This window comes from Comamonas sp. NLF-1-9, from assembly GCF_019195435.1.
In the GTDB taxonomy this organism is placed as follows: Bacteria; Pseudomonadota; Gammaproteobacteria; order Burkholderiales; family Burkholderiaceae_C; genus Comamonas_C.
The window spans coordinates 2742912-2766341 of record NZ_CP078069.1 but is presented as its reverse complement, the minus strand read 5'-3'; the positions used below and the strand labels follow the sequence as shown (position 1 = coordinate 2766341).

The 23430-nt window shown below is 70.1% G+C and carries 19 protein-coding genes; 11 read left to right on the top strand and 8 right to left on the bottom strand.

Features of this window, described 5'->3' with window-relative positions; all coding sequences use genetic code 11:
* Positions 1–98: 98 nt before the first annotated feature.
* Complete coding sequence (locus KUD94_RS13300) at positions 99–767, bottom strand: transglutaminase domain-containing protein (RefSeq protein ID WP_218237660.1); 669 nt, start codon at positions 765–767, stop codon at positions 99–101.
* A gap of 214 nt (positions 768–981) precedes the next feature.
* Here KUD94_RS13300 and KUD94_RS13295 point away from each other — a divergent pair, with 214 nt between their 5' ends.
* The 6 genes from KUD94_RS13295 (at position 982) to priA (ending at position 9473) form a co-directional block, all read left to right on the top strand.
* Positions 982–1290, top strand: coding sequence for a hypothetical protein (locus KUD94_RS13295; RefSeq protein WP_218237659.1), 309 nt, complete (start codon positions 982–984; stop codon positions 1288–1290).
* A gap of 244 nt (positions 1291–1534) precedes the next feature.
* Entirely contained in the window at positions 1535–3664 is a 2130-nt protein-coding gene (locus KUD94_RS13290; protein WP_218237658.1) for a TonB-dependent receptor domain-containing protein, read from the top strand.
* A gap of 30 nt (positions 3665–3694) precedes the next feature.
* Positions 3695–4240, top strand: coding sequence for a YcnI family protein (locus tag KUD94_RS13285; protein WP_218237657.1), 546 nt, complete (start codon positions 3695–3697; stop codon positions 4238–4240).
* Positions 4237–5892 carry a copper resistance protein CopC gene (locus KUD94_RS13280; protein WP_218237656.1) on the top strand — a complete coding sequence of 552 codons (1656 nt, stop codon included), beginning with the start codon at positions 4237–4239 and terminating at the stop codon, positions 5890–5892. The genes KUD94_RS13285 and KUD94_RS13280 overlap by 4 nt, the downstream gene beginning before the upstream one ends.
* 47 nt (positions 5893–5939) lie before the next feature.
* Positions 5940–7055 (top strand): uroporphyrinogen decarboxylase, encoded by a 1116-nt coding sequence (hemE, locus tag KUD94_RS13275; protein WP_218237655.1) that lies wholly within the window; start codon positions 5940–5942, stop codon positions 7053–7055.
* A gap of 288 nt (positions 7056–7343) precedes the next feature.
* Positions 7344–9473: a primosomal protein N' gene (priA, locus tag KUD94_RS13270; protein ID WP_218237654.1), complete on the top strand. Its 2130-nt coding sequence runs from the start codon at positions 7344–7346 to the stop codon at positions 9471–9473.
* 37 nt (positions 9474–9510) lie between these two features.
* Here the strand turns inward: priA and KUD94_RS13265 are convergent, their stop codons facing one another.
* Positions 9511–10461 (bottom strand): AEC family transporter, encoded by a 951-nt coding sequence (locus KUD94_RS13265; RefSeq protein WP_218237653.1) that lies wholly within the window; start codon positions 10459–10461, stop codon positions 9511–9513.
* A gap of 54 nt (positions 10462–10515) precedes the next feature.
* Between KUD94_RS13265 and KUD94_RS13260 the strand changes: the two genes are divergently transcribed.
* From KUD94_RS13260 to KUD94_RS13250, 3 genes are all read left to right on the top strand, one after another.
* Complete coding sequence (locus tag KUD94_RS13260) at positions 10516–12561, top strand: ATP-dependent helicase (RefSeq protein ID WP_218237652.1); 2046 nt, start codon at positions 10516–10518, stop codon at positions 12559–12561.
* The gene (locus tag KUD94_RS13255) at positions 12558–13724 is read left to right on the top strand and encodes a phospholipase A (RefSeq protein ID WP_218237651.1); all 1167 of its coding nucleotides are present in this window, start codon (positions 12558–12560) and stop codon (positions 13722–13724) included. The genes KUD94_RS13260 and KUD94_RS13255 overlap by 4 nt, the downstream gene beginning before the upstream one ends.
* Positions 13725–13926: 202 nt before the next feature.
* A complete protein-coding gene (locus KUD94_RS13250) occupies positions 13927–14637 on the top strand; it encodes a BON domain-containing protein (protein ID WP_218237650.1) in 711 nt (236 codons plus the stop codon).
* A 44-nt stretch (positions 14638–14681) separates the two neighbouring features.
* On the opposite strand, the gene KUD94_RS13245 is transcribed toward KUD94_RS13250, so the two are convergent.
* The 4 genes from KUD94_RS13245 to KUD94_RS13230 all read right to left on the bottom strand — a co-directional run bounded on the left by KUD94_RS13245 (position 14682) and on the right by KUD94_RS13230 (position 18568).
* Positions 14682–15617, bottom strand: coding sequence for an NAD(P)-dependent oxidoreductase (locus KUD94_RS13245; protein WP_218237649.1), 936 nt, complete (start codon positions 15615–15617; stop codon positions 14682–14684).
* Between the two features lie 17 nt (positions 15618–15634).
* Entirely contained in the window at positions 15635–16771 is a 1137-nt protein-coding gene (locus KUD94_RS13240; protein WP_146912251.1) for a PilT/PilU family type 4a pilus ATPase, read from the bottom strand.
* Between the two features lie 42 nt (positions 16772–16813).
* Complete coding sequence (locus KUD94_RS13235; protein WP_218237648.1) at positions 16814–17443, bottom strand: cyclic nucleotide-binding domain-containing protein; 630 nt, start codon at positions 17441–17443, stop codon at positions 16814–16816.
* Positions 17444–17524: 81 nt separating this feature from the next.
* Complete coding sequence (locus KUD94_RS13230) at positions 17525–18568, bottom strand: type IV pilus twitching motility protein PilT (protein WP_218237647.1); 1044 nt, start codon at positions 18566–18568, stop codon at positions 17525–17527.
* A 47-nt stretch (positions 18569–18615) separates the two neighbouring features.
* Between KUD94_RS13230 and KUD94_RS13225 the strand changes: the two genes are divergently transcribed.
* Together KUD94_RS13225 and KUD94_RS13220 are read left to right on the top strand one after the other, a co-directional pair.
* The gene (locus KUD94_RS13225; RefSeq protein WP_218237646.1) at positions 18616–19377 is read left to right on the top strand and encodes a YggS family pyridoxal phosphate-dependent enzyme; all 762 of its coding nucleotides are present in this window, start codon (positions 18616–18618) and stop codon (positions 19375–19377) included.
* A gap of 50 nt (positions 19378–19427) precedes the next feature.
* On the top strand, positions 19428–20564 hold the full coding sequence (locus KUD94_RS13220; protein WP_218237645.1) for an aminotransferase class V-fold PLP-dependent enzyme: 1137 nt from the start codon (positions 19428–19430) through the stop codon (positions 20562–20564).
* A 14-nt stretch (positions 20565–20578) separates the two neighbouring features.
* On the opposite strand, the gene KUD94_RS13215 is transcribed toward KUD94_RS13220, so the two are convergent.
* Both KUD94_RS13215 and KUD94_RS13210 read right to left on the bottom strand, forming a co-directional pair.
* A complete protein-coding gene (locus KUD94_RS13215; RefSeq protein WP_218237644.1) occupies positions 20579–21988 on the bottom strand; it encodes a GTPase/DUF3482 domain-containing protein in 1410 nt (469 codons plus the stop codon).
* Entirely contained in the window at positions 21985–23421 is a 1437-nt protein-coding gene (locus KUD94_RS13210) for a DUF2868 domain-containing protein (RefSeq protein WP_218237643.1), read from the bottom strand. Before KUD94_RS13210 ends, KUD94_RS13215 begins: the two co-directional genes overlap by 4 nt.
* Positions 23422–23430 lie beyond the last annotated feature (9 nt).

Here is a 23430-nt window from a genome sequence, read left to right as displayed (position 1 = left end):
GCGCTCCAGAAAGGGCTGTGAAACAGATGCCGCATCTTACGGCCCGCAGCCCGCAGCCGTGGCGCTGGCGCCGGTGCAATAAACCGGTGGGCGCTGCTTCATGATCCGGCTTCGCGCTGCCCCTCAGCCTGAAAATCGGGCTGGGCCAGCGCTTCCCAACCCGGGCAATGCCGGCGAAAGTCGGTCAGCAACTCCGCCAGCGGCAGGTCGTCGAAGCTGCCCTGGTGCACGTATTGCATGTGGCGCTGGCCGCTGCGGTCGAACGCGTGGTAGAGGGAATCGTGCACGCCGTCGAACTCCAGCGGCAGCAGGCCGAAGCGTTCGCACAGCCCAAGCTTGGATACCGGCGTGGCCTTGAGCCAGGCGCCGTCCAACCACAGCTCGGTGTAGCCGTGCCAGTAGAAGACGTCAGTCCGCATGATGCGGCGCATGCGCTCGGTGCTCCGGTGGTTGCGCACGTCGGCAAAACCCAGGCGAGCAGCAATACCCGCGGCACGCGCCGCTGCCGCCAGCAGCACCGCCTTGGGCACGCAACAGCCATAGCCCCCGGCCAGCACCGTGCTGGCGCGCATGCCCTGCAGGCTGAGGTCGATGCGGTAGGGGTCGTAGCGAAAGTCGTCGCGCATCGCCAGGTACAGCGCCACGGCGCACTCGCGCGCGCCGTTGCCGCACGCATGCTCGCGTGCGAAGGCCGCAACGGCCGGATGGTCGCTTTCGATCACGGCAGTGGGCCGCAGGTGCTCGTGGCTGGGGGCGTCGTGCTGCATGCGCACACCGTGCGCAAGCGTGGCGGTGACGGCAGGCGGTGGCAGCGTTTTCCCGCACAATGGAGGCCCAAGGGGCGGCGGCACACCAGCGCGCTTGCCCCGGCATCAGCAGGCGATGGGAGACAGATTGACGGCCACGGGGTATTTCAGCGCAGGCAGGCGGCGATGGTTCGCCGCCCTTTGCGCCTGCCTGTGGCTGTTGTACGCGGTGGCAGTGACCTTCGCACCACTGCCGGCGCTGGCGCAGTCCGGGCTGCCACCCTGGGCCGACGACGTCTGCTCACAAAACCACGGCGCGCCGCAGTCCCCTGCACCTGCCCCGTCCACCTGCCCGCATGCGCTGTGTTGCCTGCCCGGCTGCAGCGCGCACCACGGCCTGCCCCCGCCATCGACCGCGCTGGGGCTGCCCGGCGCGCAGACTGCCCAGCCCCTGCGGCGGGCGCAGGCCGATCCGGCGTGCTTGCCCGAAACCCGCTTCCTGCTCCTTGCCGGCCCGCGCGGGCCGCCCCCCACCTCGACCTGAGCCGGATTGCATTCGGCCCGGCGGCTGCGCGCAAGCCGAAGACCGTGCGCCAGCACGTCAATGCAAGCCCGCAGCCTTCCGCGGCCGAAAGCGAAATCCGCGCACCGCGAAGCGACCACTTCGCCATGCGCCCCCCGGCCGCCCGGCTCTGCCCGCAACGCGGCCCGGGTGGCATCCGACGCGTTTTCATGCCCCGGGCGGACGCACCACCGTGCCCGCGCTCAGCCCGGTCGAGGAGAGTTTCATGTGCCTGTATCTCATACCCCCCTGGCCCGCACCCGTCCGTCGGCGAGCGCCGGGCGTCGCCGCACTTGCGGCGACGCTGTGCGGCTTCGCCGTCTGCGCCGGTGCGCAAACACCCGCGCCCGACGCGGCCCCCACGCTGCCCGTGATGACGGTCACCGGCGCCGAGCCGGGATCGCCTGCCGCGCCAGGCACCGATGCGCTGCGCCAGCGCATCGAACAGACCGCTGGCTCGGTCGGCTTCATCGACAACGCCACGTTGGCGGACCGCTACCAAGCCAACTTGCGCGACGTGCTGCAGGATGCGCCCGGCGTGTTCACCCAGAGCCGCTACGGGCAGGAGCTGCGCCTGTCGATCCGCGGCTCGGGCATTGCGCGCGCCTACCACGTGCGCGGCATCGAGCTGCTGCAGGACGGCATCCCGACCAACCTGGCCGATGGCAGCGGCGACTTCTACGAGATCGATCCCATGGGTCTGCGCGTCACCGAGATCTACAAGGGCGGAAACGCGCTGGGGCTGGGCTCGTCCACCCTCGGCGGCGCGGTCAACTTCATCACCCCGACGGCCCGCACGGCGCTCGCGCCCAACATCGTGCAATTCTCGGGCGGCAGCTTCGGCAGCGGGCAGGTGAGCGGCCAGGTCTCGCGCGTGCGCGGCGATCTGGACTTCCTGCTCAACGCCACCGTCACCCACGCCGACGGCTGGCGCGCGCACGAACGCGGCGACTACCGGCAATTCAACGCCAACCTCGGCTACCGGCTGGGCGCGGCGGCGGAGACGCGCTTCTATCTGGGCGCGTACGACACGCGCCAGCGGCTGCCCGGCACGCTGAGCCTGGCGGACGCTCTGGCCGACCCGCGCCAGGCCGGCGCCGGCGTTGTGGCGCAGGACCAGGCGCGCGACATGCGCGTGCAACGCCTGGCCAACCGCACCAGCCTGCCCTGGGGCGGCGGGCGCCTGGACGTGGACAGCTGGCTGATCCACACCGACATGTTCCACCCTATCTTCCAAGTGCTGACCACCAAGGGCAACACCTGGGGCATCGCGCCGCGCTATACCCGCGCCTGGCAGGCGGGCGGCATGCGCAACGAGGTGACCCTGGGCGCACGCCTTTACGCCGGCGACTACGAGGCGCTGCGCTTTGTCAACGCCGGCGGCGCCGCAGGCGCGCCCACGCTGGACTCGCGCCAGCGGGCGCTGAACCAGGAAGCCTATCTGGAGAACCGCACTTTCCTCACGCCGCAGCTGGCGCTGGTGGCGGGCCTGAAGGCGCTGCGCCACGAACGGCGCTACGACGATCGCGGCCTGCCGGGCGCCGGTGCGCCGAGCAGCGACGCCGCCATCTACAGCGGGCTGGACCCCAGGGTCGGCCTGCTGTGGCAGCCGCGCCCGCAGTTGCAGGTGTTCGCCAATCTCACGCGCAGCCAGGACGTGCCCGACTTCACCGACCTGACGCAGACCTTTGGTGCCACCAGCCGCTTCGTGCCGCTGGCCGCGCAGCGCGCCTGGACGGCCGAGGTCGGCACGCGCGGCAGCCACGGGCCGCTGCGCTGGGACCTGAGCTACTACCGCTCGCAGGTGCGCGGCGAGCTGTTGCAGTACAGCGTGGACCCCGCGGTGCCCGCCGCCACCTTCAACGCCGGGCGCACGCTGCACCAGGGGGTGGAGCTGGGCGCCACGCTGGAGCTGGCGCGCAACCTGCTTGCGGACCACGGCGGCGACAGGCTGGTGCTGCAGCAGATCTGGAACTGGAGCGACTTTCGCTTCCAGGGTGACGCGCAGCACGGCAACGGCGCCATCCCCGGCCTGCCGCGCCACCTGTTGCGCACCACGCTCGGCTACAGGCGCGCCGACGGTTTCTACGTCACGCCCACGCTGGACTGGGTACCCGGCGGCGCCTGGGTGGACTATGCCAACACGCTGAAGACGCCCGGCTACGCATTGCTGGGACTGAAGCTGGGCGCGACACTGCGCGACGGCCTGTCGTTCTATGTGGACTTGCGCAACCTCACCAACCGGCGCTACGTGGCCGACTTCGCGCCGGTGCTCGACGCCCGCGCCGCGCCGGTCAAGACCTTTTATCCCGGCACGGGGCGCAGCCTGCACGCCGGCATGCGTTATGAATTCTGAACACCCGCTCACCCACGCAAGGAGCCAGCCATGAGCCTTCCCACCGTCCGCACCGCAGCCCTCGCCGCCCCGTTTTTCCTGGCCGGCGCACTGCTGTTCGCCAGCACCGCGCAAGCGCATGTAACGCTGCAGACCCCCCAGGCGCAGGCCGGCGGCGGCTACAAGGCGGTGCTGCGCGTGCCCCACGGCTGCAAGGGCTCGGCCACCGTGCGTGTGAGCGTGCAGATCCCCGCCGGCGTCATCGCGGTCAAGCCCCAGCCCAAGCCGGGCTGGCAGATCGAGATTCAACGCGGCAAATACGCGCAGGCCTACCGCTACCACGGCGCGCAGCTGAGCGAGGGGGTGCGCACACTCACCTGGTCGGGTGGGCCGCTGCCCGATGCCTACTACGACGAGTTCGTCTTCAGCAGCCAGATCGCCTCATCCCTGCCGCCGGGCATGGTGCTGCACTTCCCGGTGGTGCAGACCTGCGAGCAGGGCGTGCAGCGGTGGATAGAAATCCCCGCCGACGGCCAGACCGCACGGCCCGAAATGCCCGCGCCCGCGCTGAAGGTGACGGGCGGAGAAGGGCAATGAGCGTGGCTGCGGCCCCGGGCGGCAGCGTCGGCTGGCGGCCCAGTCCGGTGCGGCAACTGCTGGCCCTGGCCCTCGCTCTCGCGCTGCTGCTGGCGGGCGGGCGGGCACTGGCGCACGCCTCCCTGGTGCATGCCGAACCGGCCAACGCCAGCGTGCTGGCAGAGGCGCCCTCGAGCGCCACGCTGCTCTTCAATGAAGACGTCACGCCCACTCGCATCGAGCTTGTCGACGCCGGCGGCCACGCCAGCGTGCCCCCTGCCGTGCATGCCGAGGGTGCCACGCTTACGGTGCAGTTGCCCGAGCTCGGCCGGGGCAGCCACGCGCTGGCCTGGCATGTGGCGTCCGCCGACGGGCACCCGGTCAGCGGCGTGCTGGCGTTTTCGATCGGCTCGCCCGGGGTTGCGCCGTCGGCAGGCGCAACCGCCGCACACATGCCCAGAACGCTGGCTGCGACCATCTGGCTGGCGCGCGTCGCGGTGTATCTGGGGCTGTTCTTCGGCGTCGGCGGCGTGTTCTTTCGCGTCTGGGTGGCCGATGGTGCGCAGAACCCCGGCCGCCCACCGCCTGCCGTCGGCGTGGCGCTCTTCATCGGCTTGGCCGGCGCCTGTCTGGCCCCCGGCCTGCAAGGCGCCGACATGCTCGGCCTGGGCGCGGTCCGGGGCCTGAGCGCGCACGCCTGGCGAACCGGCGCCGCCAGCCCCTACGGTCTGACCTTGGCGCTGGCGACAGCCGCACTGCTGCTCGCCTGGCTCGCCCGCCACCTGCCTGGGCGGGGCGCGGTTCGCGCCGTGAGCCTGCTGGCGCTGGCCTGCACCGGGCTGGCGCTGGCGGCCAGCGGCCATGCCAGCACCGCGCCGCCGCAGTGGGCCACACGCCCCGCGGTCTGGCTGCATGGCGTGGCGGCCACGCTGTGGCTGGGCGCGCTGCCGCCGCTGGCGCAGGCGCTGCGCCGGGGCGACACCGCCGCCCTGCGCACAGTGGCCCGTTTTTCGCGCTGGATCGTCTATCCGCTGGTGGTGCTGGTGGGCGCGGGGGTGCTGCTGGCGTCGGTGCAGCTCGGACGCCCCGGCGCCCTGCTCACGACCGACTACGGCCGGGTGCTGGCGCTCAAGCTCGCGCTGGTGGCCGCGCTGCTGCTGCTGGCCGCCAGGCACCGCTGGCAGCTGACGGGCGCTGTGCTGCAGGGGCAAACGGGCGCGGCGCGGCGCCTGCGCCGCTCCATCGCGGCAGAGGCGGTGCTGGTGCTGGCCGTGCTCGCGGTGGTGGCGCTGTGGCGCTTCACGCCGCCGCCGCGCGCGCTGGCGCAGACCACGCAGGCTGCGGACAAGCCCCAAGTGCTGCGGCTGCATGGGGCGCGTGCCATGGCCGAGCTGCGGCTCAGCCCCGCGCGCGTCGGGCCGGTCTCGATCACGGCGGCCATCGGCGATGGCACCTCGGACGCGCCCGCCGCGCAGGCGGTGAAATTCACGCTCTCCAATCCTGCGGCGGACATAGCCTCGCTGCGGGCTGACGCCCAACCCCTGCCTGACGGGCGCTGGCGTGCGCCGGCGGTGCTGGTCCCGGTGGCCGGGCTCTGGGACGTGCGCGTGGACATCCTGATCGACGAATTCACCCAGCTCAGTCTGCAGGGCAGCGTTCGTATCCAGCGCTGAGCGCCCGCCCGCCACGGCGGGCGGGCCTGCCCTGCGACAATCGCCGCATGACCAGCACCTTTGCTCCTCTGAAGAACGACCGCTTCCTGCGCGCCTGCTGGCGCCAGGCCACCGACACTACCCCCGTGTGGCTGATGCGCCAGGCCGGCCGCTACCTGCCCGAATACCGCGCCACGCGCGCCAGGGCGGGCAGCTTCATGGGGCTGGCCACCCACGTGGACTACGCCACCGAAGTCACGCTGCAGCCGCTGGAGCGCTACGCGCTGGACGCGGCCATCCTTTTTTCCGACATCCTCACGGTGCCCGACGCCATGGGTCTGGGCCTGAGCTTTGCCGAGGGCGAGGGCCCGCGCTTTGCCCATGCAATACGCGATGAAGCCGACGTCGCGCGCCTGGCCGTGCCCGACCTGGACAAGCTGCGCTATGTGTTCGACGCGGTAACCAGCATTCGCCGGGCGCTGGCCGGGCGCGTGCCGCTGATCGGCTTTTCCGGCAGCCCCTGGACCCTGGCCTGCTACATGGTGGAGGGGCGCGGCTCGCAGGATTACCGCCTGGTCAAGACCATGATGTACGCGCGCCCCGACCTGATGCAGCGCATCCTGCAGGTCAACGCCGAGGCGGTCGCCGCCTACCTGAATGCCCAGATCGACGCCGGCGCCCAGGCGGTGATGATTTTCGACAGCTGGGGCGGGGTGCTGGCCGATGGCGCCTTTCAGACCTTCAGCCTGGCCTATACCCGGCAAGTGCTGGACCTGCTGCAGCGCCAGGGCCCGGACGGCTCGCCGGTGCCGCGCATCGTCTTCACCAAGGGCGGCGGCCAGTGGCTGCAGGACATGCGCGCGCTGGACTGCGAGGTGCTGGGCGTGGACTGGACGGTGAACCTGGCCCACGCGCGCGCGCTGGTCGGCGAGGTCAAGGCGCTGCAGGGCAACATCGACCCCAACGTGTTGTTCGCCCCGCCCGAGGCGATCGCCCGCCAGGTGCGCGCGGTGCTGGACAGCTTCGGCCCGGTGCACGCCACGGGCACCGGTCCGAGCCAGATCTTCAACCTGGGCCACGGCATCAGCCAGCACACCCCGCCCGAGCATGTGAGCACGCTGGTCAACACGGTGCACGAATACGGCAAAACGCTGCGCAAACCCCTGGGTTTACCCGAATCTTGACAGGCGCGGGGGAAGGACTTATGCACAAAAAAAGCGTAGCAATCCGCGCTGCCGGGCCAGACGGCCGCGTTGCTGCCTCACACGCCAAGTAGTTGATTTGAAAGGCTTTTTCAAACTGCCTGTTTTCCATGCAAAGCGGGCAGGCCCAGCAAACATGCGCCTTCGCGACGATTGGCCGCAAGATACCCACAAAGTTATCCACAGCGGTCGTGGATAGCCTGAAAAGGCTACGCAATTCAAGCACTTGCAGATCTTTTTGAAGCCGTAACTCAATAGCTACAAAGCGCTTTGTCCACTTCTCTCGTCCCGCTGCAGGTGGTGGTGCAGACGCCCGCCCACAGCGGCGTCGCGGCCACGCTGAGCTACACCCATACAAAGCCGCTGCCCGCCGGCACGCTGGTGCGCGTGCCGCTGGGCGCGCGCGAAGTGCTCGGCGTGGTCTGGGACACGCCCGGCGATGGCGCGCCGCAGGCCGAGCCCGCCCGGCTGCGCGCCATTGCCGCCGTGCTGCAGGGGCTGGCGCCGCTGGACGACGCCTGGCGCCGCCTGGTCGCCTTTGCCGCGGGCTACTACCAGCGCAGTCTGGGCGAGATCGCGCTGATGGCCTTGCCGCCCTCGCTGCGCGGACTCAGCGCCGAGCAACTGGGGCGGCGCCTGCGGCGCAAGCCGAATGCCCAGACGGCGAATGCCCCCGCGTCCGCGCCGGCTAACGCGGATCAAGCGGGCGCTGATTTAATAGCACTCAGCGCAGAGCAGGAAAGCGTTACAGCCGAAATTGATACCAAAACCGGCCCCTTCCTGCTGTTCGGCAGCACCGGCAGCGGCAAGACCGAGGTCTATCTGCAGGCGGTGGCCGCCGCGCTGGCTGCCGACGCCCAAGGCCAGGTGCTGGTGCTGGTGCCGGAGATCAACCTCACGCCGCAGTTGCAAGCGCGTTTTCTTGCGCGCTTTGCGCCCCTGTACGGCGCAGACGCCATCGTCAGTCTGCACAGCGGCATGACGCACCCGCAGCGCCTCAGGAGCTGGCTGGCCGCGCACACCGGCAGCGCGCGCATCGTGCTCGGCACGCGCATGGCCATCTTCGCCAGCCTGCCGCGCCTGGCCTTGATCGTGGTGGACGAGGAGCACGACGCCAGCTACAAGCAGCAGGAAGGCGCGCGCTACTCGGCGCGCGACCTGGCGGTGTGGCGCGCGCGCGATGCCGGGGCCAAGGTCGTGCTGGGCAGCGCCACGCCCTCGCTCGAGAGCTGGCACGCCAGCGACCCGGCCGTGGGCCGCTACCAGCGCCTGTGCATGCCCAGCCGCATCGGCGCTGCGCGCCTGCCGCGCCTGCGCCTGGTGGACATGGCGCAGCAGCCGCGGGCGGCGGTGTTCGCACCGCCGCTGCTGGCCGCCATCACCGGGCGGGTGGAGCGCGGCGAGCAATGCCTGGTGCTGCTCAACCGCCGCGGCTTTGCGCCGGTGCTGCACTGCCATGCCTGCGGCTGGAAGAGCGACTGCCCGCAATGCTCGGCCACGCGCGTCTTCCACAAGCTCGACCGCAGTCTGCGCTGCCACCACTGCGGACTGGCCAGCCGCGTGCCGCGCGCCTGCCCGGGCTGCGGCAACCCGGACATCCTGCCCCTGGGGCGCGGCACCGAGCAGCTGGAAGAGCTGCTCGCGCAGTTGCTGCGCAACGTCATCACGCCCGAGCGGCGCGCCGCGCGCGTGGCGCGCATCGATGCCGACACCACGCGCGCCAAAGGGGCGCTGCAAACGCAGCTGGCCCAGGTGCATGCGGGCGACGTGGACGTGCTCGTGGGGACGCAGATGGTGGCCAAGGGGCACGACTTTCGGCGCATCACCCTCGTGGCCGCAGTGCAGCCCGACAACGCGCTCTTTTCCAGCGACTTTCGCGCGCCCGAGCGCCTGTTTTCCCTGCTCATGCAGGCCGGCGGGCGGGCCGGGCGCGATGCCCTCTACATGGCCGCGCACGGCAGCGCCCCGGAACTGTGGGTGCAGACCTGGCACCCCGAGCATCCGCTGTTTGCCGCGCTGGGCGCGCACGACTACCCGGCCTTTGCCGCGCGCCAACTGGCCGAACGCGAAGCCGCCGCCATGCCGCCTTTTTCGCACCAGGCGCTGCTGCGCGCCGATGCGCGCACCCAGGAAACGGCCCAGGCCTTTTTGCAGGCCGCGGCGCTGGCCGCTCGCGCCGCGCAACTGCCGGGGCTTGCGCAGACCTTCCTGTACCCGCCGGTGCCTCTCGCAGTGCAGCGCGTGGCCAACGTGGAGCGCGCGCAGATGCTGCTGGAAAGCGCCAGCCGCCGCGCACTGCAGCAGTTGATGAGCGCCTGGCAGCCGCTGCTGCACGCCGAGCGCGCGCGCCACAAGGGTCTGGTGCGCTGGCTGCTGGACGTGGACCCGCAGGCGATCTGAAGCTGCGTCCGGCCCGCCTGCGCCGCGCCGCGAGCGCTCAGACCAGCCAGGCCACGAGCGCCGAAAAGCTCAGGAAGGCCAGCGTGGTGCTCGCCAAGATGATGTGCGCCACCCGCCCGGTGTGCGCGCCAAAGCGCTCCACCAGCATGGCCACATTGCTCGCGCTGGGCAGCGCCGCCACCAGCACCAGCACGACCAGGCTGGCGGGCTCCAGCGCCAGGCCCAGGCGTATCGCCAGCCATCCGCCGGTCCAGACCAGCGCCGGATGCACCAGCAGCTTGACCAGCGCCAGCGGCAGGTATTCGCGCGGCGCCACCGCCTCGTGGCGGTCCAGCTGCGAGCGCGCCAGCACCGCGCCGATGGTGAACAGCGCCACCGGCGACGCCGCGTCGGCCAGCATCGCCACGCTGCGCTCCAGCGGCGCCCACAACTGCCAGCCCCAGGCGGAAGCCATGGCGCCCAGCACGATGGAGATCGGCAATGGGTTGGCCAGCACCCCGCGCAGCGCCTGGCGCAGCGCCGCCGCCATGCCTTGCACGCCGCCCACGCCCAGGCGCGACAAGGCCACGCACAGCGAGGAGGTCAGGCACATGTCGATCGCGATGGTGAGGATCACCGGCCCGGCGCTCTGCGGCCCGACCAGCGCCAGCAGCAGCGGCACGCCCATGAAGCCCGAATTGGGGAAAGCGGTCGCCAGCGCGGCAAAGGCCGCATCGCTCCAGCCCCAGCGCCGCCGCGTCAGGGCGACCGTGGCAGCGACCAGCAGCAGCGCGGCGCCGAAGTACACGGCTGCCGCCGCCGGGTCCAGCAGCTGCGCCAGCGGCGTGCTCGCGCCAAAGCGGTAGAGCAGGCAGGGCAGCGCAAAATACAGCACGAAGGTGTTGAGCCCGCCTATGGCCGCCAGCGGCACCACGCGCAGGCGCGCCGCGAGCCAGCCGCAGAGCACGAGCGCGAAGAACGGGAAGGTGACGGCAAGAACGTCAAGCACGGTGCGCGATTGTCGCCGGTTGGCACTCGTATGATTGGCAGTTTTTCGCTTCGCATGTCCGCACTCAATCTCGCCCAGCTCCAGGCGGTGCATGTCACCGAGCGCCCCTGCCTGGTGCTGGCCGGCGCGGGCTCGGGCAAGACGCGCGTCATCACGCACAAGATCGCGCACCTGATCGACGCGGGCCTCGCGCCCGGGCGCATCGCCGCCATCACCTTCACCAACAAGGCCGCGGCCGAGATGCGCGAGCGCAGCGCGGGCCTGGCGGGCAAGCGTGCGCGCGAGGTGCTGATCTGCACCTTCCACGCGCTGGGCGTGCGCATGCTGCGCGAAGATGGGCAGGCGCTGGGCCTCAAACCCCAGTTCAGCATCCTGGACACGGGCGACGTCAGCTCGGTGCTCAAGGACTGCGCGGGTGCGGCCACCGACCTGGCCACGGCGCGCCAGTGGCAATGGAGCATCAGTGCGCTCAAGAATGCCGGGCTGGATGCGCGCCAGGCGCTGGCGCAGGCCGAGGACGAGCAGGCGCGGCAGATCGCGCTGCTGATGCAGCGCTACGAAGAGCGCCTGGCGGCCTACCAGAGCGTGGATTTCGACGACCTGATCGGCCTGCCCCTGCGCCTGTTGCGCGAACACCCCGAAGTGCGCGAAAAATGGCAGCACCAGCTCGGTCATGTGCTGGTCGATGAATACCAGGACACCAACGCCACGCAGTACGAACTGCTCAAGCTGCTGGTCGGCGAGCAGGCGCGCTTTACTGCAGTGGGCGACGACGACCAGAGCATCTACGGCTGGCGCGGCGCGACGCTGGACAACCTCAGACGCCTGCCGCAGGACTTCCCGCGGCTGCAAGTGGTCAAGCTCGAACAGAACTACCGCTCCACCTCGGCCATCCTGCGCGCGGCCAACCATGTGATCGCGCCCAACCCCAAGCTCTATCCCAAGACCCTGTTTTCCGAGCTGGGCGAGGGCGAGCCGGTGCGCGTGCAGGAATGCGACCACGAAGAGCACGAGGCCGAGCGCGTCGTCGCACGCATCCAGAGCCTGCGCGCGGCCAGCAACCCGCCGCCGGCGTGGAAGGACTTTGCGGTGCTCTACCGCGCCAACCACCAGGCCAAGCCGCTGGAGAAGGCGCTGCGCCGCGCCAACATTCCCTACAAGGTCTCGGGCGGCACCAGCTTCTTTGATCGCGCCGAAATCCGCGACCTGTGCGCCTGGTTTCGGCTGTGGAGCAACAACGACGACGACCCCGCCTTCCTGCGCGCCATCACCACGCCGCGGCGCGGACTGGGCCACACCACGCTGGCGCGCCTGGGCGAGTTCGCCAGCCTGCGCAAGGTGAGCCTGTTCGAGAGCTTGTTCAGCCCGGCGCTGGCCGCCGCCCTGCCGCAAAAGGCGCGCGACGGCCTGGCGGAGTTCGGCCGCGCGGTCAACGACCAGGAATACCGTGCGCGCCACACCCTGGGCGCCGAGGCGGCGCGCGGCTTTCTTGCCGACTGGCTCGGCGAGATCGGCTACGAGCGCTACCTGCACGACGCCGAAGACAGCGACAAGGCAGCCGCCGCGCGCTGGAGCAACGTGCTCGAGTTCTGCGACTGGATGGCGCAGCGCGCCGGCGGGCAGATTGCCGACGCTGCCGGCACCACCGGCACGGCCGAGGCGCGCAGCCTGCTGGACGTGGCGCGCAACATCGCGCTGCTGTCCACCATCTCCGAGCGCGAACAGGATCAGGACATGGTGACCCTGTCCACGCTGCATGCCGCCAAGGGGCTGGAGTGGCCGCATGTGGTGCTGGCCGGCGTCACCGAGGGCATGCTGCCCTTCCGGCTGGAAGACGACGGCAGCGAGGTGCAGCAGCAGAGCCGGCTGGAAGAAGAGCGCCGCCTGATGTACGTGGGCATCACGCGCGCACGGCGCACGCTGGTAGTGAGCTGGACGCGCAGGCGCAAGAAGGGCCGCGAGATGCTGGCCTGCCAACCCAGCCGCTTCATCGCCGAGATGCAGCTGGACGCGGCCACGCAGCGCGAAGACCCGCGCGAGAAGCTGCGCCAGCTGCGCGCCGAATTCGCGCGCAAGGCGGCGGGCGCGCCAGTGCCATGAAGCCCCGCGCCCACGGTCTGCACGCCATGCTGCGCCGCTGCACTCTTGCGCTGGTGCTGCTCTGCGCTGGCGCCGCCGCGCCGGCGGCGGGCGCCCCATCTAGCGACTGGCAGGCCTGCGCCGCGCTCGCGCAAGCCGCGCAGCGCCTCGCCTGCTACGACCGCTGGGCCGCGCGCCAAGCCGGCGCCGATGCGCCAGCCGCCACGCCGCCCGCGATCCCTCCTGCGCCCGAGCCGGCGCTTGCCGCCGCCGGCGCAGCGCAGCACCGCCCTGAGCCGCCCGATCTGCCCGACCTGCCTGCGCCCGAAAGCGAAGGCTGCCGCAGCAGCCGCTACACCACGCTGTCGCGCTTCTGGGAGCTCGAGCGCGGCAGCGACTGCGGCACGTTGGGCTTTCGCGGCTACCGGCCGCTGAGCGTCTCGGTCGTCACCGCCAACACTGTGAACCAGCAGCCGGGCTCGGACAACCCGCTGAACAACGCCGGCAGCGCCGTGCCCTACCGGCGCACCGAGATGCGCGTGCAGCTGTCGGTGCGCACCAAGCTGGCTCAGGGCCTGCTCACCCAGGGGCGCGAGCGCGCGCTCGATTCGCTCTGGTTCGGCTACACCCAGCAGTCTTACTGGCAGCTGTTCTCGCCCAGCATCTCGCGGCCGTTTCGCAATACCGACCACGAGCCCGAGCTGATCTACATCCACCCCGTCAGCGCCGAGCTGCCCTGGGGCTGGCGCTGGCGCTTCGGCGGCATCGGCCTGGTGCACCAGTCCAACGGCCAGAGCCTGCCGCTGTCGCGCAGCTGGAACCGCGTCTATCTGATGGCCGGGCTGGAGCGCGGCCAGGACTGGTGGCTCACCGGTCGCATCTGGCAGCGCCTGCACGAATCCAGCGCCAACGACGACAACCCGCACATCAGCGACTACGTGGGCCGCGCCGAACTCAATCTGGGCTGGAACCTGGGCGCGAGCGACACCTTGTCGCTCACCGCGCGCCACAGCCTGCGGGCCCAGGCCCGCGGCTCGCTGCGCCTGGAATGGATGCACCGCATCGGCGACAGCCCCAATCTGCGGCTGCATGCCGCGCTGTTCTCGGGCTATGGCGACAGCCTGCTGGACTACAACCGCCGACGCACCGTCTTCAGCCTGGGCCTGAGCCTGCTGGACTTCTGAGCGGCCGCGCGGGCCGGCGCAGAGCAGCGGCGCACCGCCACAACGCGACCACAGCGCGGCCCTGCAGCGCGCCAAGGCGACCATGCTCTCGGAGGCCGGGCCACGGGAACGGTTTGCTACACCGGCGGGGCAGCGCGTGGCTATGATTGCCCCTTTTCGACCCCCGCCGGCCGGCGCCGCCCACTACCTAGCCGTTTTCGCCATGACGCCACGTTTTTCTTCCCTGCTTCGCATCGTGCTTGTCGCCGCAGGTCTTGCCAGCGCACTGAGCGCCTGCGTGCCGCTGATGGTAGGCACCGGGGCTGCCGTCGGCGCCATGGTGGCCACCGACCCGCGCACCACCGGCACCCAACTGGAAGACGAAGGCATAGAGTTGCGCGCCTCCAGCCGCATCCGGGACGCGCTGGGCGACAGGGTGCATGTGAACATCACCAGCTACAGCCGCCAGGTGCTGATCACCGGCGAGGTGCCGACCGAAGCGGACAAGCTGCGCGTGCAGAACATCGTGCGCGAGGTGCCGAACGTCAAGTCGGTAGTCAATGCGCTGGGCATCATGCCCAACTCCACGCTCTCCGAGCGCTCCAACGACACCTACATCACCGGCAAGGTGCGCGCCAAGCTTGTCGACCTGAACGACCTCGTGGCCACCAACGCTTTCAAGGTCGTGACCGAGCGCGGCGAGGTCTTCCTCATGGGTCATGTGACGCAGTACCAGTCCGCCCAGCTCACCGAAGCCGCGCGCAGCATCGACGGCGTGCGCAAGGTGGTGCGCGTGTTCGAGATCGTCCCCGGCTCGGCGCCGGCGCCCGCCGCAAGCCCGGCTGCCGCGCCCGCGCCGGTCACCAGCCCGGCCGAGAGCGGCGGCGTGACGGTCACGCCGATTCCGGCGACGAACCTCCGCACGGAAAACTGAAAGCCGGCGCGCCCCGCCGCAAGCGCCACTGCGGCGCGCGACGCTCAGCCGGCCTTGGGCCCGGCTTGCAGGAGCGTGATCAGGCTGGAGGTATCCCAGCGCCGGCCGCCGCGCTGCTGCACCTGGGCGTAGAACTGATCGACCAGCGCGGTCACGGGCAGCAGCGCGCCGTTGCGCCGCGCCTCGTCGAGCACCAGAGCCAGGTCTTTGCGCATCCAGTCCACGGCAAAGCCGAAGTCGAATTCGCCCTGCACCATGGTCTTGCCGCGGTTGTCCATCTGCCAGCTCTGGGCCGCGCCCTTGCCAATCACCTCGAGCACCAGCGGCATGTCCAGGCCCGCGCGCAGGCCGAAGGCAATCGCCTCGGACAGGCCTTGCACCATGCCGGCGATGCAGGTCTGGTTGACCATCTTGGCCAGCTGCCCCGCGCCGCTCTCGCCGATGCGGGTGCAGGCGCGCGCATAGGCCATGGCAATCGGCTGCATCGCGTCGAACGCCGCCTGGTCGCCGCCGCACATCACCGTGAGCACGCCTTTTTGCGCGCCGGCCTGGCCACCCGAGACGGGAGCGTCGACGAACTGCAAGCCCCGCTCGCGGGCGCTTGCGTGCAGCTCGCGCGCCACTGCGGCCGAGGCGGTGGTGTGGTCGACGAAGATGGCGCCCGCCTGCATGCCGGCAAAGGCGCCATCGGCCCCGAGCACCACCGAGCGTAGGTCGTCGTCGTTGCCCACGCAGCACAACACCAGTTCGGCGCCCTCGGCGGCCTCACGCGGTGTTTTGGCATGTTTTACGGCTCCAGCGCCCGTGTACTCTGCGCACCAAGCTATCGCTTTGGAAGCGGTGCGGTTGTAGACCGTGAGCGCATGGCCCGCCTTGAGCAAATGCCCCGCCATGGGGTAGCCCATCACGCCCAGACCCAGAAAGGCCAGCTTGCGCGCTGGCACTTGCGCATACGTGCGCGGCTCCATGCTGCCCGTCATTGGCGCGGTTTCCTTTTTCAAACGATGGCAAATTGTTCCGTGCCTGCTGCCAGGTCGCCCGACTTGGCACGCTGGCTCGAGAGCTTGATCTGCAGGCGCAGGTCGTTGAGCGAATCGGCGTTGCGCAGTGCATCCTCGTAGCTGATGAGGTTGGCTTCGAACAGGTCGAACAACGCCTGGTCGAAGGTCTGCATGCCGAGGTTGCGGCTCTTCTTCATCACGTCCTTGATCTCGGCCACCTCGCCCTTGAAGATGAAGTCGGCGATCAGGGGCGAATTGAGCATGATCTCCACCGCCGCGATGCGCCCCTTGCCGTCCTGCTTGGGCACCAGGCGCTGCGAGACCAGCGCGCGCAGGTTCAGCGACAAGTCCATGAGCAACTGGGCGCGCCGCTCCTCGGGGAAGAAATTGATGATGCGGTCCAGCGCCTGGTTGGCGCTGTTGGCGTGCAGCGTGGCCAGGCACAGGTGACCGGTCTCGGAAAACACCACTGCATGCTCCATGGTTTCGCGGTCGCGGATCTCGCCCATCAGGATCACGTCGGGCGCCTGGCGCAGGGTGTTTTTCAGCGCCGCCTCCCAGCTGTCGGTATCCAGGCCTACCTCGCGCTGCGTCACCACGCAGTTCTTGTGCGCGTGCACGAACTCGATCGGGTCTTCCACGGTCACGATGTGGCCGTAGGAATTTTCATTGCGCCAGTCCACCATGGCCGCGAGCGACGTGGACTTGCCCGAGCCGGTAGCACCCACCATGATGCACAGGCCGCGCTTGGTCATGGCCACTTCCTTGAGCACCTGGGGCAGGCCCAGGCTGTCGATGGACGGCAGACTCAGCGGGATGGTGCGCAGCACCATGCCGACATTGCCCTGCTGGATGAAGGCATTGACGCGAAAACGCCCTATGCCCACGGGCGAGATGGCGAAGTTGCATTCCTTGGTGCGCTCGAAGTCGGCCACCTGCTTGTCGCTCATGATGGAGCGCGCCAGGGTGAGCGTGTGCATGGCCGTGAGCGGCTGGGGCGAGACCTTGGTCATCTTGCCGTCCACCTTGATGGCCGGCGGGAAGTCCGCGGTGATGAACAAGTCGCTGCCACCGCGGCTGACCATCAGCTTGAGCAGGTCGTTGATGAATTTGCTTGCCTGGTCGCGTTCCATGGTCTGTCCCTTCCTTGAATGTGCCCGGTGCGTGCCGGAGCATCAGTTCTGATGGTCGCTCAGGCGCGCACTCACCACGCGCAGGCGCTGCGAGAGCTTGCGCGCGAGCAGCGCCACGAGGCTCGCGGCCAGTTGCGGGTCCTTGGTCATCATCTCGTCCATGGATTCGGCATTGAGCGCCGCCAGCTCGCAGTCGGTGAGCGTGGTGCAGGAAGAAAAGCGTATGCCGCTGTCGAGCAGCGACATCTCGCCCAGGATGTCGCCCGGGCGCGTCTCGGCCAGGCGCAACTGCTCGCCCCAGGGCTGCAGCCGGTCGACCGCGATGGTGCCGTTGAGCAGCACCACCATGAAGTTGCCGTATTCGCCCTGGCGTATCACGTCGCGGTTGGGCGGCACCGAGGCGAACTGGAAGAAGCGCTCCATGCGCTCGACCGCGTCCTGGTCGAGGTGCGACATATATTTGTCCCTGGACCACAGCGCCTCCAGCAGCTTGCCGCCGCGGCTCTTGGGCAGGCGCTTGGCGCCGATCTCGGTAGCGCGCGCCTCCCAGGGGATGAGCAGCGCGTCATCGACCCCCTGGCCGACGAAGGCAGTAGTGAAAAACGCCGACTCCGGCGCGTCTTCCGGGGTCTTGCCGTACTTCGCCTTGAGCAGGCCGAGGATGCCTTTCATGGCTGTCTCTCCCATTGCGTGATGACTCCCCTTGGCGGGGCTGAAACGGTGGCGGCCGCGTGCGCGACCGCGCGGGGACTCTCAACCGGGGAAATTCTCCGGTATCTTGGCCTTGCTGCGCGCCTCGGCCGGGCTGATCACGTTGCGTCGCACCAGCTCGGTGAGGTTCTGGTCCAGCGTCTGCATGCCCTGGCTGTTGCCGGTCTGGATGGTCGAATACATCTGTGCGACCTTGGCCTCGCGGATCAGGTTGCGGATCGCGCTGGTGCCCAGCATGATTTCGTGCGCGGCCACACGGCCCGAGCCGTCTTTGAGCTTGCACAGCGTCTGCGAGATCACCGCCTGCAGCGACTCGGACAGCATGGCGCGCACCATGTCCTTTTCCTCGGCCGGAAAGACGTCGATGACCCGGTCTATGGTCTTGGCCGCCGAAGACGTGTGCAGCGTGCCGAACACCAGGTGCCCGGTTTCGGCGGCCGTCATCGCCAGGCGTATGGTTTCGAGGTCGCGCATCTCACCGACCAGGATGGCGTCCGGGTCCTCGCGCAGCGCCGAGCGCAGCGCGGCCGAAAAGGACAGCGTCATCGGCCCGACTTCGCGCTGGTTCACCAGGCACTTGCGCGATTCGTGCACGAACTCGATCGGGTCCTCGATGGTCAGGATGTGGCCGTACTCGGTTTCGTTCAGGTGGTTGACCATGGCCGCCAGCGTCGTGGACTTGCCCGAACCCGTGGGGCCGGTCACCAGCACCAGGCCGCGCGGCTTGAGCGCCAGGTCGGCAAAAATCTTGGGAGCGTTGAGCTGCTCGAGCGTGAGAATTTTGCTCGGAATGGTGCGGAACACCGCCGCCGCGCCGCGGTTCTGGTTGAAGGCATTGACGCGAAAACGCGCCAGGCCGTCGATCTCGAAGGAGAAGTCCACCTCGAGGAATTCTTCGTAGATCTTGCGCTGCGCGTCGCTCATGATGTCGTACACCATGGCGTGTACCGTCTTGTGATCGAGCGCATCGACATTGATGCGGCGCACGTCGCCATGCACGCGGATCATCGGCGGCAGACCTGCGGACAGGTGCAGGTCCGAGGCGTTGTTCTTCACGCTGAAGGCTAGTAGCTGGGTGATGTCCACGTGTGCTCCCTCTTGGAACCGGTTTGGGGTACGCTCTGGCAGTCATTATGACGATGATCAGCGACAACCTACAAGCCATCCGCGAGCGCATAGCGCGGGCCTGTGCGGCCTGCGCACGCGACCCTGCAGGCGTGCGTCTGCTGGCAGTCTCCAAGACCTTTGGCGCCCACGCTCTGGCCCAGGCGGTGCAGGCCGGCCAGCATGCGTTCGGCGAAAACTACATCCAGGAAGCGCTGGACAAGATGGGCGAGCTCGCGCGCCGGCCGCTGCCCGCGCTGCAATGGCATTGCATAGGGCCGATACAGAGCAACAAGAGCGCACTGGTCGCGCGCCACTTCGACTGGGCGCAGACGCTGGACCGCGTGAAAATTGCCCAGCGGCTGAGCGAGCAGCGCCCCGCCGGATTGCCGCCGCTGTGCGTGTGCATCCAGGTGAACGTGGACGGCGGCGCTACCAAGGCGGGCGTAGCGCCGGACGAGGCGGTGGAGTTCGCGCTCGCCGTGGCCAGGCTGCCACGCTTGCAGTTGCGCGGCGTGATGAGCATTCCCGACGCCCTGCCCGACTTTGCGGCGCAGCGCCAGGTGCACGAGCGCGCGCGCGCCATCTTCGACGCCATCGCCGCGCGCCTGCCGGCCGGGCATGCCGGTTTTGACACCTTGTCGCTGGGCATGACGGCCGACCTGGAAGCGGCTATTGCCGCCGGCAGCACGCTGGTGCGCGTCGGCAGCGGCATCTTCGGCGCACGCCACTATCCGCAGGCCGGGCAGTCCGCACCGGCCCAGCTCCCCCATGCCGATGCGCCCGGCTGAACACCGCGGCGGCGCCCCCCCAACCGATCACACCCGCAGGAGACATAGAGATGCCAGGACTGTTGCCCCACGTCGATCCGGATGGATTGCTGGAATTTTCCGTGGTCTATACCGACCGCTCGCTCAACCACATGTCGCAGCGCTTCGTGCGCGTGATGCAGGACATCCTGGCCACGCTCAAGGAGGTGTATGGCGCGCACACCGCGGTCATCCTGCCGGGCAGCGGCACCTTCGGCATGGAAGCGGTGGCGCGCCAGTTTGCCAACCACGAGAAGGTGCTGATCGTGCGCAACGGCTGGTTCAGCTACCGCTGGACGCAGATCTTCGAAGAGGGCGGTCTGGGCGGCGGCGCCGTGGTGTGCAAGGCGCGCCGCCAGGGCGAGGGTGCGCAGGCGCCCTGGGCCCCCTGCCCGATCGACGAAGTGGTGCAGGCCATACGCACGGAAAAACCCAAGGTGGTGTTCGCGCCGCACGTGGAAACCGCCAGCGGCATCATGCTGAGCGAGGACTACATCCGCGCACTGGCCGACGCCGCGCATGAGGTGGGCGCGCTCTTCGTGCTCGACTGCGTGGCCTCGGGCGCGGTCTGGGTGGACATGCGCAAGACCGGCGTAGACCTGTTGATCACCGCGCCGCAAAAGGGCTGGAGCAGCTCGCCCTGCTGCGCCATGGTGATGCTCTCGGAGCGCGCGCGCAGCGCCATCGAGCACACCAGGAGCTCGAGCTTTTCCTGCGATCTCAAGAAGTGGATGCAAATCGCCGAGGGCTACGAACAAGGCCGCCACGCCTACCACACCACGATGCCGACCGACCCGCTGGTGCAGCTGCGCGACAGCATGCAGGAGGCGCGTGGGCGCGGCTTTGAGCTGCTGCGCGCGCAGCAGATCGAACTCGGCGCCAAGGTGCGCGCGCTGCTGGTGCGCCGCGGCTTTCCCAGCGTGGCGGCCGAGGGCTGGCAGGCGCCGGGCGTGGTCGTGAGCCACACCAGCGACCCGGACATCCAGAGCGGCAAGAAATTCCAGCAGGCGGGCGTGCAAAGCGCCGCAGGCGTGCCGCTGCAATGCGACGAGGGCGCAGACTTTCACACCTTCCGCCTGGGGCTGTTCGGCCTGGACAAGTGGGCCGACGTGGACGCCACGGTGGCGCGCCTGTCGCGCGCGCTGGACGCGATGGGCGTGCCGGCCTGAAGCGGGGCCGTGGCTCAGGGCCGCGGCACTGCCCGCCCCTGCTGGCGCTGCAGCCAATCGGCGACGGCGCGCACGGTGCGCTCGCGCTCCTCGCCATCGCCCGCGCCCTGCCCCTCTTCCCAGCGTGCATGGGCGCGGGCCGGCGCCAGCAGCCGCAGCAGCTCGCGCGCGCCAGAGCCAGAGAGCGGCTCGGCATCGGCTTCGTCGGCCAGCTGCAGCGCCTGCACCGCCCCGTGGCCACGCTGCGCCAGCGCCCGGGCCAGTTGCAGCAGGCGGCGGGCCAGCAGCAGCAGCACCGGGTCTTCCACGCTCATTTCGTGCACGCCCTGCAAGCGGTTCTTCAGCTTTTCAAACAAGGGCTTCCCGCCACCCGAGACGATGCTGCCCACGGTTGCACCCAGCGTGGTGGCCACGCCCAGCGAGAGCCCGGCCAGCGCCAGGTCGGCCACCAGGCCCACGCTCGCCCCTATGGCCGCGCCAAAGCCGAGCTGCCTGCCGGCCTCACGCAGCAGCAGCGGGTTGAACAAATCGTCCTCCCAGCGGCCCGAGAGGTCGGGCAGTTCGGCCAGCTCCGCATCGCCCGGACGAAAGGCGTGCAGCGCGAGCAGGGCGGCGGCCGCGCGCCGCGCATGGCCGCGCACCTCGCCCTGAAAGCGCTGCACCACGGCGGCGCGCTCGGCGGCATCGGCATAGTCGGCGGCGGACACGCTGCGGCGCATCGCCGCGACCTCGACCAGCGCCTCGGCAATGCTGCGCAGCGCCGCCTGCTCGCGCTCGCGCGCGCCGCGGGCAAGCGCTGCGGCCAGCGCGTGCAACTGGGCGCGTTGCGCCGGCAGCAGCGTGGCCAGGTCGGTGTAGAGCTGTTGTTCGCTGCCGTCGAGCGGCGCCACCACGTCAAACTCGGCACGCGCATGCAGGCCGCATTCCTGCAGCGCCGCATGCCAGTGCCGGGCGCTGGCGCCGGCTTCACCGACGAAGTTGAGCAGCGGCATCACCGGCCGCGCGCACCAGCTCAGGATCTCGATCTCGGCGCGGTACTTGGGCAGCACCGGCTCGCGCGCATCGATCACCAGCAGGGCGCAGTCGGCGCCGTCGAGCAGCGCACGCAGCACCTTGGCCTCCTGCTCGAAACGGGCCTGCGCCTCGGGGCCGGCGAGGAAGGCGCGCACGCGCGCAAGCCGCGTCTGGCCCGGCTGGCGCTGCAGGAATTCAAGCAGCGCGACCGAATCCTCCAGACCCGGCGTGTCGATGAAGCGCGCCAGCAGCCGGCCGTCGGCCTTGAGCGCAATCGCCTCGCTGTGGCGCGTGGTGCCGGGGCGGTCCGACACCTCGCCGAAATCCACCCGCCGCGTGAGCGTGCGCAGCAAAGAGGTCTTGCCCGCATTGGTGTGGCCCACCACGGCAAGCACCAGGGGTGCATTCATGCGCACTCCCCTTGCGCTATCCAATCGATAGCTCTTTGCGCTTGATCCACGAGCGTTACAGCCGAAAAACCTTCAGATTGCAGCCAGGCCTGCCAACGCTCGCGGCCGGCCTCGCCCAGCGGCCACAAGGCCATGCGCCCTGCTTGCTGGCCGGCCTCGCGCAGCAGCCGGCCGCTGCCCCGGTCCGGGCTCGCGCTGGCGTGCACGACCCAGAGCAGGGCGCCCGGGCGCTCGGCCCTCAGCCGGGCGAAGAAGCGCTCACGCTGCTCGCTGCTGCCGTCGAGGCGCTCGTTGCCCAGCCGCGCCAGCTCGGGCAGCGGCCAGGGCTGCTCGGGGCGCAACTCAAAGCCCACTACCAGCGGCGCGCCCGTGCCCGGCGCTGCGCCGCTGGCCTCGTGCAGCGGCTCCGGGGCGGCGGCGCCGCGCTCAGGATCCAGCACCTGAGGCGGCGGCTCAAGCGCCTGCAGCCGGCGCACCAGCGCCTGCACGCCGGGGTCGGCCATGTCCACGGGCTGCAGCCGGGCCGTGGCGCGGCGCCAGCGCCGCCAGCTCCACAGCGCCAGCACCAGCCGCGGCAAGATGCCATAAAACAGCACGCAGGCCAGCAGCCACATCGCCCAGGCGTGCTGGCCGGCCGCGCTCGCGGGCGTGCCGCGGCCGGCGGCAAGCACCGCCTCGCTGCCGGGCACCGGCCAGCCCAGCAGTGCGGGCAGGGCGCCGGTGCTACGCACGAAGGCTTCGAAGAAGCCCGGGCTGAGTATCGTGGTCTCCCAGGTCAGCTGGTAGGACTGAAAGGCGAAGGCAAAGACCAGCACCAGCCAGGTGAGGGCGAGCGACAGCGTCCAGATGCCGTGGCCGAGCATGCCGCCAAGCCAGGGCCAGAGCCGCTCGCGCCCCAGTACGCCGGCCAGCGCCTGCCAGAGCTGCTGCGCATGCCCAGCGCGCCGCGACGCCAGGCGCGCACTGGCCGCCACCGCCCAGTGACCGAGCGACAGACCCGGCCCCGAGGGCGCCGCCCCGCGCGCCGACCAGGCCAGCCCCAGCAGCCAGAGCAGCAGCGTCACCAGATGCAGCCCGAGCAGCGTGACGAAGGCCGCCACCGCGTTGATGCTGCGCTCGGGCGTGAGCACGCTGCGCGCCGCGGCCAGGCCGGCCAGCGCCAGCAGCACCGCCAGCAGCAGCACCACGGGCCGGCCCCAGGCGCGCCAGCGCGCGAGCTCCTGCGGCAGGCCCAGGCGCTCGCCCAGCAGCCAGGCGCGCTGCGCCACCTGCTCGGCGTGCGTGCCGCCGCCGGCCCAGGCCTGGCGCAGTTCGGCGCCGTCGTCGAGCGCGCCGGCGCGCTCGATGCGCTCGATCGCCCGCACGATCACCGCCGTCTGCAGTGCAGACCGCGATGGTACGTCGCCAGCGGGGTGCGGGGGGCGGCTGTCCATGGTTGGCGC

What these genes read in the sequence shown, in the direction of transcription:
- KUD94_RS13215 (WP_218237644.1), bottom strand. Translation starts at nt 21,988, where the DNA reads ATGAATGCACCCCTGGTGCTTGCCGTGGTGGGCCACACCAATGCGGGC.
- KUD94_RS13210 (WP_218237643.1), bottom strand. Translation starts at nt 23,421, where the DNA reads ATGGACAGCCGCCCCCCGCACCCCGCTGGCGACGTACCATCGCGGTCT.
- hemE (WP_218237655.1), top strand. Translation starts at nt 5,940, where the DNA reads ATGACCAGCACCTTTGCTCCTCTGAAGAACGACCGCTTCCTGCGCGCC.
- KUD94_RS13250 (WP_218237650.1), top strand. Translation starts at nt 13,927, where the DNA reads ATGACGCCACGTTTTTCTTCCCTGCTTCGCATCGTGCTTGTCGCCGCA.
- KUD94_RS13225 (WP_218237646.1), top strand. Translation starts at nt 18,616, where the DNA reads ATGACGATGATCAGCGACAACCTACAAGCCATCCGCGAGCGCATAGCG.
- KUD94_RS13285 (WP_218237657.1), top strand. Translation starts at nt 3,695, where the DNA reads ATGAGCCTTCCCACCGTCCGCACCGCAGCCCTCGCCGCCCCGTTTTTC.
- KUD94_RS13245 (WP_218237649.1), bottom strand. Translation starts at nt 15,617, where the DNA reads ATGACGGGCAGCATGGAGCCGCGCACGTATGCGCAAGTGCCAGCGCGC.
- KUD94_RS13235 (WP_218237648.1), bottom strand. Translation starts at nt 17,443, where the DNA reads ATGAAAGGCATCCTCGGCCTGCTCAAGGCGAAGTACGGCAAGACCCCG.
- KUD94_RS13280 (WP_218237656.1), top strand. Translation starts at nt 4,237, where the DNA reads ATGAGCGTGGCTGCGGCCCCGGGCGGCAGCGTCGGCTGGCGGCCCAGT.
- KUD94_RS13240 (WP_146912251.1), bottom strand. Translation starts at nt 16,771, where the DNA reads ATGGAACGCGACCAGGCAAGCAAATTCATCAACGACCTGCTCAAGCTG.
- KUD94_RS13220 (WP_218237645.1), top strand. Translation starts at nt 19,428, where the DNA reads ATGCCAGGACTGTTGCCCCACGTCGATCCGGATGGATTGCTGGAATTT.
- KUD94_RS13255 (WP_218237651.1), top strand. Translation starts at nt 12,558, where the DNA reads ATGAAGCCCCGCGCCCACGGTCTGCACGCCATGCTGCGCCGCTGCACT.
- KUD94_RS13300 (WP_218237660.1), bottom strand. Translation starts at nt 767, where the DNA reads ATGCAGCACGACGCCCCCAGCCACGAGCACCTGCGGCCCACTGCCGTG.
- KUD94_RS13260 (WP_218237652.1), top strand. Translation starts at nt 10,516, where the DNA reads ATGTCCGCACTCAATCTCGCCCAGCTCCAGGCGGTGCATGTCACCGAG.
- KUD94_RS13290 (WP_218237658.1), top strand. Translation starts at nt 1,535, where the DNA reads ATGTGCCTGTATCTCATACCCCCCTGGCCCGCACCCGTCCGTCGGCGA.